Source organism: Hyphomicrobium sp. LHD-15, assembly GCF_031157355.1.
GTDB lineage: Bacteria > Pseudomonadota > Alphaproteobacteria > Rhizobiales > Hyphomicrobiaceae > Hyphomicrobium_C.
This window is the reverse complement of record NZ_JAVIFT010000005.1, coordinates 79,478-92,084: the sequence shown is the minus strand read 5'-3', so window position 1 is coordinate 92,084 and position 12,607 is coordinate 79,478. Positions and strand designations below refer to the sequence as shown.

Annotated in this window: 12 protein-coding genes; all 12 read left to right on the top strand. The window is 63.9% G+C overall.

The annotated features are described in order from the left end of the window. Positions 1-344: 344 nt before the first annotated feature. The 12 genes from RCO24_RS15240 to thiL all read left to right on the top strand — a co-directional run bounded on the left by RCO24_RS15240 (position 345) and on the right by thiL (position 12,542). Positions 345-1,436, top strand: a complete 1,092-nt coding sequence (locus RCO24_RS15240; protein ID WP_308963311.1) for an enoyl-CoA hydratase/isomerase family protein — start codon at positions 345-347, stop codon at positions 1,434-1,436. A gap of 143 nt (positions 1,437-1,579) precedes the next feature. After that, complete coding sequence (gene ldtR / locus RCO24_RS15235; RefSeq protein ID WP_308963310.1) at positions 1,580-2,092, top strand: transcriptional regulator LdtR; 513 nt, start codon at positions 1,580-1,582, stop codon at positions 2,090-2,092. 325 nt (positions 2,093-2,417) lie between these two features. Beyond that, positions 2,418-3,710 (top strand): L,D-transpeptidase family protein, encoded by a 1,293-nt coding sequence (locus RCO24_RS15230; RefSeq protein WP_308963308.1) that lies wholly within the window; start codon positions 2,418-2,420, stop codon positions 3,708-3,710. Positions 3,711-4,067: 357 nt separating this feature from the next. Then, positions 4,068-5,303 carry a 5-aminolevulinate synthase gene (gene hemA, locus RCO24_RS15225; protein WP_308963307.1) on the top strand — a complete coding sequence of 412 codons (1,236 nt, stop codon included), beginning with the start codon at positions 4,068-4,070 and terminating at the stop codon, positions 5,301-5,303. Between the two features lie 250 nt (positions 5,304-5,553). Next, the gene (gene glyA / locus RCO24_RS15220) at positions 5,554-6,861 is read left to right on the top strand and encodes a serine hydroxymethyltransferase (protein ID WP_374990970.1); all 1,308 of its coding nucleotides are present in this window, start codon (positions 5,554-5,556) and stop codon (positions 6,859-6,861) included. 193 nt (positions 6,862-7,054) lie between these two features. Beyond that, positions 7,055-7,546 carry a transcriptional regulator NrdR gene (gene nrdR, locus RCO24_RS15215; protein WP_308963305.1) on the top strand — a complete coding sequence of 164 codons (492 nt, stop codon included), beginning with the start codon at positions 7,055-7,057 and terminating at the stop codon, positions 7,544-7,546. Positions 7,547-7,617: 71 nt separating this feature from the next. Next, on the top strand, positions 7,618-8,718 hold the full coding sequence (gene ribD, locus RCO24_RS15210) for a bifunctional diaminohydroxyphosphoribosylaminopyrimidine deaminase/5-amino-6-(5-phosphoribosylamino)uracil reductase RibD (protein ID WP_374990969.1): 1,101 nt from the start codon (positions 7,618-7,620) through the stop codon (positions 8,716-8,718). A 14-nt stretch (positions 8,719-8,732) separates the two neighbouring features. Beyond that, on the top strand, positions 8,733-9,326 hold the full coding sequence (locus tag RCO24_RS15205; protein WP_308963301.1) for a riboflavin synthase: 594 nt from the start codon (positions 8,733-8,735) through the stop codon (positions 9,324-9,326). Further along, positions 9,323-10,480, top strand: a complete 1,158-nt coding sequence (ribB, locus tag RCO24_RS15200; RefSeq protein WP_308963299.1) for a 3,4-dihydroxy-2-butanone-4-phosphate synthase — start codon at positions 9,323-9,325, stop codon at positions 10,478-10,480. Before RCO24_RS15205 ends, ribB begins: the two co-directional genes overlap by 4 nt. A 5-nt stretch (positions 10,481-10,485) precedes the next feature. Continuing rightward, the gene (locus RCO24_RS15195; protein ID WP_308963298.1) at positions 10,486-10,998 is read left to right on the top strand and encodes a 6,7-dimethyl-8-ribityllumazine synthase; all 513 of its coding nucleotides are present in this window, start codon (positions 10,486-10,488) and stop codon (positions 10,996-10,998) included. Next, on the top strand, positions 10,995-11,531 hold the full coding sequence (gene nusB / locus RCO24_RS15190; RefSeq protein WP_308963297.1) for a transcription antitermination factor NusB: 537 nt from the start codon (positions 10,995-10,997) through the stop codon (positions 11,529-11,531). The genes RCO24_RS15195 and nusB overlap by 4 nt, the downstream gene beginning before the upstream one ends. A 3-nt stretch (positions 11,532-11,534) precedes the next feature. Beyond that, entirely contained in the window at positions 11,535-12,542 is a 1,008-nt protein-coding gene (gene thiL, locus RCO24_RS15185; protein ID WP_308963296.1) for a thiamine-phosphate kinase, read from the top strand. The last annotated feature ends 65 nt before the right edge of the window (positions 12,543-12,607 follow it).

Here is a 12,607-nt window from a genome sequence, read left to right as displayed (position 1 = left end):
CAGACTTCGCGTCGTACAGCGGCGTCCCGCTGCGAATCAGACGTTCAGTTTCCTCTCAACAGGATGGCCTGTATAGCCAAGAATTGTGGCCCCACAAGGCGCCTATCCCCGCTTATCACATTGGCAGAGCAGGGGCGATTTGCTAGAGCGCGGTGGCTTTTTTGAAATCGTGATCGCGCTCTAGGCTTTGTATGAGACCGATGATTCACGCTTCAGGCATTTCCTGCGCTGCCGATTCACGCCGCGCCCGATAGGGGCTGCAAAGATCGGAGCGCTTGGGCCAGAAGCTCTCATGGTCTAGAGCGTGATCGCATTTGTGCGTGCGATGCGATACGGGCTCTGGAATGACCGAGACTTCTGACGAAACGTTGAAGGCCGAGATCCGTGGATCGCTGGGGCAGCTGACGCTTGCGCGGCCGAAAGCGCTCAACGCGTTGACCGAGCACATGCGGTCGAGAATTTCCGAGCGGCTGTGGGCTTTTGCTCGTGATCCGCAGGTCTATGCGGTGGTCCTTCAATCGGAGAGCCCGCGCGCGTTTTCGGTCGGGTCCGATGTGCGTGAGGTGATCGGGCTCGCACGCGCCGACCTCGCGGCCGGCCGCAAGACGTTCGCCGACGAATACGCGCTCAACTGGCAGTGCGAATGCTTCTCCAAGCCAACGGTGCCGCTGATCAACGGCATGGTGATGGGGGGCGGCGTCGGCATTACGCAGTTCGGCACGCACCGGGTCGCGGGCGAACTTTATTCGTTCTCGATGCCGGAAACGCTGATCGGGCTGTTTCCGGACGTGGGTGTGTGCCACGTGCTTGCGCGGCTTCCGGACCAAGTCGGGATGTATCTCGGGCTTACCGGGCGAAGCATCGGTCGGGCCGAAGCCTATGCGCTGGGGCTCGTCACCCATTGCATCGACTCCCAGCATTTCGAAGCCATCAAGGCGGATCTCGCGGACACGTGGCCGGTCGATACCATTCTGGACGACCGCAACCAGGATTGCGGCGCGGGCGAGCTTCATCCCTATCGCGCGCTGATCGCGCGCTGCTTTTCGGCCGAGCGGGTGGAGGAGATCATTGCGCGGCTCGATGGGGAAGCCGGTGCGCAGAAGGAATGGGCAAGCGCGGTTGCGGCCGATCTCCGGCGCCGGTCGCCGCTCGCGCTCAAGATCACGCACCGGCATATTCGCGAGGCGCGGACACGCGATCTCCGGGAGACGCTCGTGGTCGATTACCGGATTGCCGCGCGCATTCTCGAAGCGAACGGCGATTTCTACGAGGGCGTACGGGCGGCGCTCGTCGACAAGGATGGCGCGCCCCGCTGGGCGCCTTCGCGTCTCGAAGACGTGACGGAGCAGATGGTGGATGCCTATTTCGCGCCGCTGGGCGAGGGGGGCGATCTGGTTTTGCCGTCGCGTGAGGAGATGCAGAAGGCGCGGGCCTGAGATGGGCTATTGCGTGCGCGAACGGAACGCAATTTTACCCGGAATTTACCGCGATAATTGAGCTAATTTTTATCGGTCTCGCTTAGCCTGTGATCAGAACCGGAAAACGGTCGCGTCAAACAGGTTAGTCAGCGAGGCAGGGTATGAGTACCGCTATGAATGCGGCGCGCAGGAGCGCGCCCGAAACGCAGGATCCCAATCTACGTTCCGAGTATGTCCAAAGCCTTCACATGATCGAGCGCCTGCATCGGCTGCTGCTCGATGTGATCAAGGACGAGTTCGATCGCACCGGTAGTTCGGACCTCAACGCCGTCCAGGCATTGCTCCTCTACAACATGGGCGACAACGAGCTGACCGCCGGCGAACTCAAGAGCCGCGGCTACTACATGGGCTCGAACGTGTCGTACAATCTCAAGAAGCTCGTCGAGATGGGCTACATCGACTACGAGCGCAGCGAGAGCGACAAGCGCAGCGTGCGCGTTTCGCTTTCCGCCAAGGGCCGTCAGGCTTCCGAGGTCGTGCATCGCCTCTATCAGCGCCAGCTCGGCTCGGTCGAGACCGTCGCGCAGGTTTCCGGCGACGAGCTCAAGGGACTCAACAAGGCACTTGGCCGTCTCGAGCGGTTCTGGACCGACCAGATCCGGTTCCGCCTCTAGGGAAAGACACGGACGTCTCCGGGTGGGGTAGCGGAGGCGACATCGAAGAAACTGTGCAAAGGGGCGTGCCGGGGGCGCGTCCCTTTGCTGTTTTGGGCCCAATTCGTGGCCAGCCGGCACCACCAAGGCGGTGGCTTGCGGAGCGGGCCTTTTGGGCGAATGCGGATTATGCGATTGTCCGCGCAAATCCGCGTTCTCCTCGTTTCGAGAATTGGGGGCGGCTGTTTGCGGTTTCCCTTTCGTCGGTGCGAGGGCGCGCGAGACAAGCGTGCTTGCGTGCGGCGCAATCAAAAAGCTGGCGGGCAAAAGCTCGCGGGGGGACTTCATGACGACACCGTTCAAACTCGGCACGTGCCACCTGGCGATCGGGGCTCTGGCGCTTTTGATGGTCGGCGCAGTTGTTTCCCCTCGTGACGCGCGCGCAAACGACAACTGGCTCACGTTCGGCCCGGTTGGTGGATCCGGCGGCGGAGCGAGCGACCCTGCGTCGGAGCGCGAGCAGCTCAAGGAACTCGAGCGCAACCCACCGCCCGGCTTCCCGACGCTGGCCGCCGCCAACATCGAGGCCACGCAGACTGCGATCACGCGCTACACGGAGATCGTCGCAGCCGGGGGCTGGAAAAGCGTTCCCGACGCTGTCGTGAAGCCCGGCGAGCAGCATTTCGCGATCGTCGAATTGCGCGATCGGCTGATCGCATCGGGTGAACTCGACGCGGGCTCGGCAGGCGGGGATACGCTCGACGACAGGCTGGTCGAAGCCCTCAAGGCCTATCAGTCGACCAACGGCCTGACGCCGAACGGACGTCTCGACAAGCCGACGATCGCGGCCCTCAACGTGACCGCCGAGGATCGGCTGAAGCAGCTCAAGACCAATCTCAAGCGGCTCGGCGAGCTGGCGCCGATCGTGAAGGCGCAGCGCAAGTATGTGATGGTGAACATTCCGGCTGCCCAGGTCGAGGCGGTCGCGCTCAACAAGGTGATCTCGCGCCATACGGGTGTGGTCGGCAAAGTGGACCGGCCCACGCCGCTCCTGCGTTCGACGATTACGGAGCTGAATTTCAACCCGACCTGGCGCCTGCCGCCGACGGTGATCCAGAAAGACCTCATTCCCCAGGGTCGCGAGATGCAGGCCAAGGGCGAGAACGTCCTGATCAAGACCGGCATCGAGGCCTACAGCAACGGCAAGAAAGTCGACCCGGCGACGATCGATTGGAGTTCCTCGGCGCCCAAGTCCTATTCGTACCGGCAGCCGCCGGGGAAGGACAATCCGCTCGGCTTCGTCAAGATCAACTTCGCCTCGGGTGAGTCCGTTTACATGCACGACAGTCCCTCGGAAGGGCTTTTTGGCCGGAACTTCCGGGCCGCGAGCTCGGGCTGCATCCGCGTCTTCAACATCGAGCGTCTGGCGTATTGGCTCGTTGCCCAGAATGACGGCTGGGAGCAGGACCGGGTCGCCGATATGAAAAAGACCGGCGAACGCAAGGACGTCCGGCTCGCAACCCCGGTGGCGCTGCATTTTGTTTACATCACCGCCTGGGCCACTCAGGACGGCACCATCCAGTTCCGCCGCGATCTTTATAATCGGGACGGCGTAGCGGAAATCGCGACCTCCTATTGAGGTGCGCGCCTCTCGCTGGATAGTCACAACTTTGACTGTGTCCGCCCCTAAGCGTTGACCTAGGTCAATGCGCTTCTTCTTGCTGTGCTGCACCATAACGGAACGTCGACGGGCGACTTGCTTCGCTTGGGAGAGACGGGGGCGGACTTGTTAGTTCGTTGTTTCCGAATCTGCCCAATAAGCTCGTCCGGGCGCGACATTTACGCTGTTGCACTGTTACATTCTGCAAGGGATGCTAGCCTCAAAACCAGACTGCCGCTTTTGATCTTGCTTCCTGTCTGAAAAACTGTTTCACAGTTTCTAGAAGCGTTCTAAAAGAGCGGCGGACTGAAGAACAAAGGGTTCGGGGAAACGTCGATGGTTGACTACGCGAAGCACTTCAAGGCTTCCCTTGATGCGATCCGGCGGGAAGGTCGTTATCGCGTGTTCGCCGACGTGAAGCGCCGCCGCGGTGCTTTCCCAGATGCCGAGCACATGACCGAGCACGGCGCTAAGCCGATCGTCGTCTGGTGCTCGAACGACTATCTCGGCATGGGCCAGCATCCCAAAGTGGTCGCCGCCATGCACGAGGCGATCGATACCGTCGGCGCCGGCTCTGGCGGCACGCGCAATATCTCCGGCACTACCCACTATCATGTCGAGCTTGAGCAGGAGCTTGCGGATCTGCACGGCAAGGAGCAGGCGCTCCTTTTCACGTCGGCCTATGTCGCCAACGATGCGACGCTCTCGACGCTCGCCAAGCTGCTGCCGGGCTGCATCATCTTTTCCGACGAGAAGAACCACGCCTCGATGATCGAGGGTATCCGCCATGGCAATTGCGAGAAGCGGATTTTCCGTCACAACGACGTTTCCGATCTTGAAGCGAAGCTGAAGCAGGCGCCCGAAGGCGCGCCGAAAATCATCGCGTTCGAGAGCGTCTACTCGATGGACGGGCATATCGCGCCGATCTCGGCGATCTGCGATCTCGCCGAGAAGTATGGCGCGCTGACCTATCTCGACGAAGTGCACGCGGTCGGCATGTACGGTCCGCGCGGCGGCGGCATTGCCGAGCGTGACGGCGTGATGCATCGCGTCGATATCATCAACGGGACGCTGGCCAAGGGCTTCGGCGTGATGGGTGGCTACATCGCCGGCACGCGCGACCTCTGCGACGCGATCCGCTCGTTTGCTCCCGGCTTCATCTTCACGACTTCGCTCGCCCCGGCCATCGCGGCCGGTGCGGTTGCCAGTATCCGTCACCTCAAGATCAGCTCGCTCGAGCGTGCGCGCCACCAGGAGCGTGCGCGCGCCCTCAAGACGCGGCTGATGGCGGCTGGCCTGCCGGTGTTCCAGAACCAGAGCCACATCGTGCCGGTTCTGATCGGCGATCCGGTTCACTGCAAAGAGGTCACCGATCGTCTCCTCGACAAGCACGGCATCTACGTGCAGCCGATCAACTATCCGACCGTGCCGCGCGGTACCGAGCGCATCCGGCTGACGCCGGGTCCGCACCACACGGACGCCCAGATGGACGAGCTGACCGAAGCGCTGCGTGCGCTGTGGGCGGCTTGCCCGGCAGCCATCGGACGGACCGGCAAGCTCGCCGCCGAATAGTCTTCCTTTCTCAGCCGCGTGGGCTCCGGGCAGGTTTTGCCCGGGGCGAACGCTCACGCGTTTATGTTGCGCCGCACAGAAGACTGGGTGCGACGGCGACTGACTTGTTGCTTTCGCTAGGCGCGTGGTAAGGGGCTTTCGCGCGCGTTGGCTGTGGCACGATTAGACTTTCGTCGATATAAGGAACACGCCTTAGGGCGGATCCGATTTCGCCAATAATTTCAGTGTTATTGCCCCCGCCCCATTCAGAATCTCAGCCGACACACGAGGAAACGTCATGTCGAATACAGCCCGCTTCTTCAAATCTCCGCTTGCCGAGACCGATCCGGAGGTCGCGTCGGCGATCGACAAGGAGCTCGGGCGCCAGCAGTACGAGATCGAGCTCATCGCGTCGGAAAACATCGTCTCGCGGGCGGTTCTCGATGCGGCCGGCAGTGTGCTGACCAACAAGTACGCCGAGGGCTATCCGGGCAAGCGCTATTACGGCGGCTGCCAGTATGTCGACATCGTCGAAGACCTCGCGATCGAGCGCGCCAAGAAGATTTTCGGCTGCGGCTTCGCCAACGTGCAGCCCAACTCGGGCTCGCAGGCCAACCAGGGCGTGTTCAATGCGCTCGCCAAGCCCGGCGACACGATCCTCGGTCTCAACCTCGCCCACGGCGGCCATCTCACGCACGGTGCGACGGTCAACCAGTCGGGCAAGTGGTTCAAGGCTGTTCACTATCAGGTCGAGCCCGATACGCACCGGATCGACATGAACAAGGTGCGCGAGATCGCCAAGGCCGAGAAGCCGCGCATCATCATCGCCGGTGGTTCCGCCTATCCGCGTCAGTTCGATTTCGCTGCGTTCCGCGCGATCGCGGACGAGGTCGGCGCGCATCTGATGGTCGACATGGCGCACTTCGCTGGTCTCGTGGCCGCTGGTGAGCATCCCTCGCCGTTCCCGCATGCGCATGTCGTGACCACCACGACGCACAAAACGCTGCGCGGTCCGCGTGGCGGCATGATCCTCACCAACGACGAGGACATCGCGAAGAAGATCAACTCGGCGATCTTCCCGGGCATCCAGGGCGGTCCGCTGATGCATGTCATCGCCGGCAAGGCCGTGGCGTTCGGCGAGATCCTGACGCCGGAATTCAAGACCTACGCCAAGCAGGTCATCGTCAACGCGAAGGCCATGGGCGAAGTGCTGGTCAACGCCGGCTTCGCGCTGGTTTCGGGCGGCACCGACACGCACCTCATCCTCGTCGACCTGCGTCCGAAGAAGCTCACCGGCAACATCTCCGAGAAGTCGATGGGTCGTGCGCACATCACCTGCAACAAGAACGGCGTTCCGTTCGATCCGGAGAAGCCGATGGTGACCTCGGGCATCCGTCTCGGCGCACCGGCCGGCACGACGCGCGGTTTCGGCGAAGCCGAGTTCCGCGACATCGGCCGCATGATCGCCGAAGTGCTGGAAGGCCTCGCCAAGAACGGCGAAGCGGGCAACGCGGCGGTTGAAGCCAAGATCAAGGAAGAGGCGACTGCGCTTTGCAAGCGCTTCCCGATCTACTCGTGATCTGAGGCGAATGGCCCTGCCGGCAGCCGCCGAACAGAGCCGTTCGACCCCAATTTTTTGGGGGGACACCTTCTTCTTGGGGACGGGGTGCCGCGTGGCGGACGATCCGTTCTGACATGAGACGGGTCCTGGTTTAAGAAAAGGGCGCCGGAGCGTATCGCTCCGGCGCCTTTCATTTCGGGAGACCGCATCGATGCGTTGTCCGTATTGCTCCTGCGAGGAGACGCAGGTGAAGGACAGCCGGCCGACAGAAGAGAACGCCGCGATCCGGCGGCGGCGCGTATGCCCCGATTGCGGCGGACGTTTCACGACGTTCGAGCGCGTGCAGCTGCGCGAGTTGATCGTCGTCAAGCGCTCGGGCCGCAAGGTGCCTTTCGATCGCGACAAGCTGCAGAAGTCGGTCGAGGTGGCGCTCCGGAAGCGTCCGATCGAGATGGAGCGGGTCGACCGCATGGTATCGGGCATCGTGCGCCAGCTCGAAAGCGCGGGCGAGACGGAGATCGCATCGTCCACGATCGGTGCCTATGTGATGGAAGGGCTGCGCGCTCTCGATCCCGTTGCCTATGTGCGATTTGCGTCCGTCTATCGCGATTTTCGCGAAGCCGCCGATTTCCAGGAAGTGCTCGGCGAGATTGCGCGCGACGACGGCGGCGACGAGGTTCAGCGGATTTCGAAGAAGCTTTGAGGGACAGCTGCCGGGCAGCAGGCTGCCGGCAAGAGTAGGTGGTCGTGAGTTTTTCTCCGTTCGATCAGCACATGATGGGCATTGCGCTGATGCTGGCGCGGCGAGGGCTTGGCACGACCGCCCCCAACCCGTCGGTGGGTGCGGTGATCGCCGACGAAGCGACCGGCGAATTGATCGCACGCGGCGTGACGCAGCCTGGCGGCCGGCCACATGCCGAAACGGAAGCGCTGAAGCGAGCAGGTGCACTGGCGCGCGGTGCGACCCTCTATGTCACGCTCGAGCCGTGCGCGCATCACGGCAAGACACCTCCCTGTGCGGATGCCGTCGTTGCGGCCGGGATCGGGCGCGTCGTGATCGGCGTTGACGATCCGGATCCGCGCGTGAAGGGAGACGGGATCGCGCGCCTTCGGGCGGCTGGCCTCACGGTCGAGACCGGCCTTCTCGGCGAAGAGGCGCGCTGGGCGACACTCGGACATATCCTGCGCGTGACCGAACGCCGGCCGTTCGTGCAGCTCAAGATGGCGCTGGACGCCGCCGGAGCGGTGCCGCGCGGAAAGGCTGGCACGCCTCTGTTCGTGACCGGGTCCGAGGCGCGGGCGCAGGGACATCTGCTGCGGGCCAAGTGCGACGCCATCGTGGTCGGCAGCGGTACGGTGCGGGACGACGATCCCGATCTGACCTGCCGGTTGCCGGGACTGGCGGCGCGCTCGCCGGTGCGGGTCGTGATTTCGGGGTCACTCGCGCTTTCTCGCAAAAGCAAGCTCGTGCAGACGGCGCGGACGGTTCCGACCTGGGTGTTTACCGGGGAGGCGGCCGACGCCGCTCAAGTTGGAGAGCTTGAATCCCAGGGCGTGAAGGTTTTTCGCGTACTTCCGAGTGCGGACGGTGTCTTGCTCGGCGCCGTGCTGACGGTGCTCGCCGCCGAGGGCGTGACGCGGGTGCTGGTCGAAGGAGGGGCTTCCCTTTGGCGCGCCTTTGCGGCAGAGGGGCTCGTGGACGAGGTGGCTCTGTTCCAGGCCGGTCCTATGTCGGCAGGCGCGGCGGGCGAGGGCGCATCTGCTGCGGCCCTTGCCGCGGGTCTTGCTCCGGGGCTAGATCTCGCGCTCGCCTCGCGTCGGCGGGTCGGAGCCGATACCCTGTCGCTGCTCCGGGTCCGGGCGAGACATTCATAGGCGGGAGCGTTAGCGTGTTTACAGGCATCATCACGGACGTCGGCGAGCTGATCGGCCGCGAGGACGGGCGGTTCGCGATCCGGTCGCGCTATCCGGCGGACGGCATCGCGCACGGGGCCTCGATTGCTTGCGACGGCTGCTGCCTGTCGGTCGTGACGGTGCGCGCCGACGGGGCTGGCTCCGCGTTCACGGTGGATGTTTCGAACGAGACGCTTTCGAAGACCACGCTCGCGACTTGGCAAGTGGGTAAGCGGATCAATCTCGAGCGGGCGTTGAAGGCGGGCGACGAGCTTGGCGGCCACATCGTGTCTGGGCATGTTGACGGCGTCGGGCGGATTGTCGATCTCAAGCCCGATGGTGAGAGCCTGCGGGTTCTGCTCGAGCTGCCGCATCATCTGGCGCCCTATGCCGCACCCAAGGGCTCGATTGCGCTCGACGGGACGTCTCTCACCGTTAACGAGGTGGCCGGTCACCGTTTCGGGGTCAATCTTATCCCCGTGACCTTGACCGAGACGACCTGGGGGCGCAAAAAGCCCGGCGACGAGGTCAACGTGGAAATCGACCTCTTTGCGCGCTATGTGGCGCGGATCATGGAGTTTCGGACGTGACCACCGGTCTCGGAAAAGTCGTACATTCGGATATCGCCGGCTTCCTGTCGTCGACAGCCGAGATCGTCGATGACATGCTCAATGGGCGCATGGTCATTCTCGTCGATGCGGAGCATCGCGAGAACGAGGGCGATCTCGTAATCCCGGCGCAGATGGCGACGCCGGATGCCGTCAACTTCATGGCCAAGCATGGCCGTGGACTGATCTGCCTCACGCTTCTGCAATCGCGCGCGCAGGAGCTGGGACTCGAGTTCATGGTGCGGACCAAGGCTGCTCGTGAGCGGACCGCGTTCACGCAATCGATCGAGGCGCGCGAAGGCGTCTCGACGGGAATTTCGGCGCATGACCGCGCCCGCACCATCGCGACCGCCATCGACCCCACCAAAGGGGCGAGCGATATCGTTTCTCCGGGCCATGTGTTCCCGCTCGTCGCGCGCGAGGGCGGCGTTCTTATCCGTGCCGGCCATACGGAAGCCTCCGTCGATCTCGCGCGTCTCGCCGGGCTTTATCCCGCCGCCGTCATCTGCGAGATCATGAACGAAGACGGCACCATGGCGCGGATGCCGGATCTCATTCCGTTTGCGCAACGCCATAACCTCAAGATCGGCACCATCGAGGATCTGATCGCCTATCGCCTCAAGCACGACCGGCTGGTGAAGCAGGTGGCGGAGACGAAGGTCGATAGCGCGATCGCAGGCTCGTTCGATCTGCGCGTGTTCACGACGACGGTTGAGCCGGTCGAGCATCTGGCGCTCATCAAGGGCGATATTTCGAACCGCAGCGGACCGGTGCTGGTGCGCGTGCATGCGGTCAACGTGCTCGGCGATCTGCTCGGCATCGGAGGCGAAGCGGGCGACAGCGCACTGGTCGCCAAGGCCATGCGCGCCATCGAGCGCGAAGGGCGTGGTGTCATCGTGCTGATCCGCGATCTCGGTCCGAAGAGTGTTTCCGAATGGGTCGGCCGACGTTCGAAAGCCGAGGCCGGCGAAAAAGCCGCGCGCGGCCGCAGGCAGGTGGAAATCGGCGTCGGATCGCAGATCCTGCGGGAGCTAGGGGTGAGCGACATGGTGCTGCTCACCAACGCGCCCGCCGACGTCTACGTCGGACTCGAAGCCTACGGGCTTCGCATCGTCGGCACACGGGCAATCGAGTAGTCGAGATGGTCAGCCAGGAAAATCGCGCCCGCGTCGATATGGAGCTCTACGCTGGTGGATCAGCGCGTGTGCTTCTCATCGAGTCCCCCTATTATCAGGAAATCACGAGCGAGCTCATCACTGGCGCGCGGGCCGTGCTCGATGCAGCGGGCGTCGGCTACGATCGCGTGGCGGTGCCGGGTGCGCTCGAAATTCCGCAAGCGCTGAAGCAGGCTGTCGCCGCTGGGCTTTTCACCGGCGGAAGCAAGGCTGTCTATGCCGGCGCCATCATTCTTGGCTGCGTTGTCCGGGGCGAGACGTCCCACTACGACATCGTGTGCAACAACACCAATCACTGGGTCATGGAAACAGCAATCCTTCACAACATTCCCGTCGGTAACGCTGTTCTCACCGTGGATACGGAAGCGCAGGCTTTGGCGCGCGCGCGCGGCGGGGCTGACGGCAAAGGCGGCGATGCCGCGCGCGCCTGTCTGAGGCTCATGCATCTCGCGCAGGCGTTCGGGCGGCACACGTCATGAGCGTGCCCAAGAAAAGGAAATCCGGTGGCGATGCTCCCAAGCCGCGCACCGTCTCGCGCATGGCAGCCGTGCAGGCGCTCTACCAGATGGATCTGGCTGGCACCGACGCGGGCGACGTGATCGAGCAGTTCATGGCGGCGCGGGTTCAACCCAGCGACGGGGCGGACGAAGCGGATGCGAAGCCGGACCCGCTGACGAGCCTCGAAGGAGCGGACACCACGTTCTTCGCCGATGTGGTGAAGGGCGTCGTGCGCCGGCAGCGCGAGATCGATCCTCTGGTCGATCAGCAGCTTCGTACCGGCTGGCGGCTGGTACGCGTCGATTCCATTCTGCGCGCGATCATGCGTGCGGGTGTGTTCGAGCTGATGGAGCGCAGCGACGTTCCTGCGCGCGTCACCATCAACGAGTACATCAACATCGCGAAGGCGTTCTTCGAGGCCGACGAGCCGAAGGTCGTCAATGGCGTGCTCGACAGGATCGCACACAAGATCCGCGCGAAAGAGTTCGAGGCGCCTCCCGGCGAGGGGGATTAGCGCGTGGCCGGCACCGGGACGGAGGGGGAGGACGAGCTGATCGAGACCACCTTCGCGCCGCTTGCAGCCGGATTTCAAGGCGCGCTGGGGCTCAAGGATGATTGCGCGCTGCTCGCGCCGCCTCCCGGCGAAGATCTCGTACTCACGACCGATGCGGTTGCCGCAGGCGTGCATTTCTTTCCGGACGATGCGGCGGCCGACATCGCGTGGAAAGCGCTCGCAGTCAATGTCTCGGATCTCGCGGCAAAGGGTGCGCGGCCGATCGCCTATCTCATGTCTCTCGCTTTTCCCGAGCGGCCGGAACGCGGTTGGCTCGACGCGTTTGCAGGAGGCTTGGCCGATGCGCAGGCGGCATTCGGAATCGGGTTGGCCGGTGGCGACACCGACCGGAGGCCGGGGCCGTTCTCGGCGACGATAACGGCCATCGGCAGCGTGCCGACCGGGCGAATGGTGCGCCGGGCGACGGCGCGCCCCGGAGATGTGCTTTTCGTTTCCGGCACGCTCGGCGATAGCGCGCTCGGCCTGTTGTTGCGGCAGGATCGAGAGCTTGGCGGCGTGTTGGGCCTCGACGAAGCGGAGACACGTCATCTGATCGGGCGTTATCTGCGGCCGGAGCCGCGATTGGCGCTTGCGCCCGCCCTCAGAGGCTTTGCGTCGGCGGCCATGGATATCTCGGACGGGCTGGTCAAGGATTGTGGGCGTCTGGCGCGCGCTTCAGGTGTCTCGGCAACACTCGATTCGGCGCGCGTGCCGCTTTCCGGAGCCGCGCAGCGTGCGCTTCTCCAGCGGCCGGCGTTACTCGAACGCGTGCTGACCGGGGGGGACGATTACGAGGTGCTGGCCGCCGTCCCACCGGATCGCGCGGAGGCGTTTCGTGCTGCTGCGGCGGCGGGCGGCGTTGCCGTCTCGGAGATCGGCCATGTTGCAACCGGAAGCGGTATTACCGTCACCGGGCCAGACGGTCGTGCGCTCGAAATCGGGGCGGCCGGGTGGGATCATTTCCCGCATTGACGGCGCCTGGGGTTGGCTTACCGGTGCTGCGTCGAGACCTGTTGAATTTTCAGGGATTTGTTGGT

Coding starts and splice junctions, on each gene's coding strand:
- RCO24_RS15240 (WP_308963311.1), top strand. CDS start 345: ATGACCGAGACTTCTGACGAAACGTTGAAGGCCGAGATCCGTGGATCG.
- ldtR (WP_308963310.1), top strand. CDS start 1,580: ATGAGTACCGCTATGAATGCGGCGCGCAGGAGCGCGCCCGAAACGCAG.
- RCO24_RS15230 (WP_308963308.1), top strand. CDS start 2,418: ATGACGACACCGTTCAAACTCGGCACGTGCCACCTGGCGATCGGGGCT.
- hemA (WP_308963307.1), top strand. CDS start 4,068: ATGGTTGACTACGCGAAGCACTTCAAGGCTTCCCTTGATGCGATCCGG.
- nrdR (WP_308963305.1), top strand. CDS start 7,055: ATGCGTTGTCCGTATTGCTCCTGCGAGGAGACGCAGGTGAAGGACAGC.
- ribD (WP_374990969.1), top strand. CDS start 7,618: ATGATGGGCATTGCGCTGATGCTGGCGCGGCGAGGGCTTGGCACGACC.
- RCO24_RS15195 (WP_308963298.1), top strand. CDS start 10,486: ATGGTCAGCCAGGAAAATCGCGCCCGCGTCGATATGGAGCTCTACGCT.
- nusB (WP_308963297.1), top strand. CDS start 10,995: ATGAGCGTGCCCAAGAAAAGGAAATCCGGTGGCGATGCTCCCAAGCCG.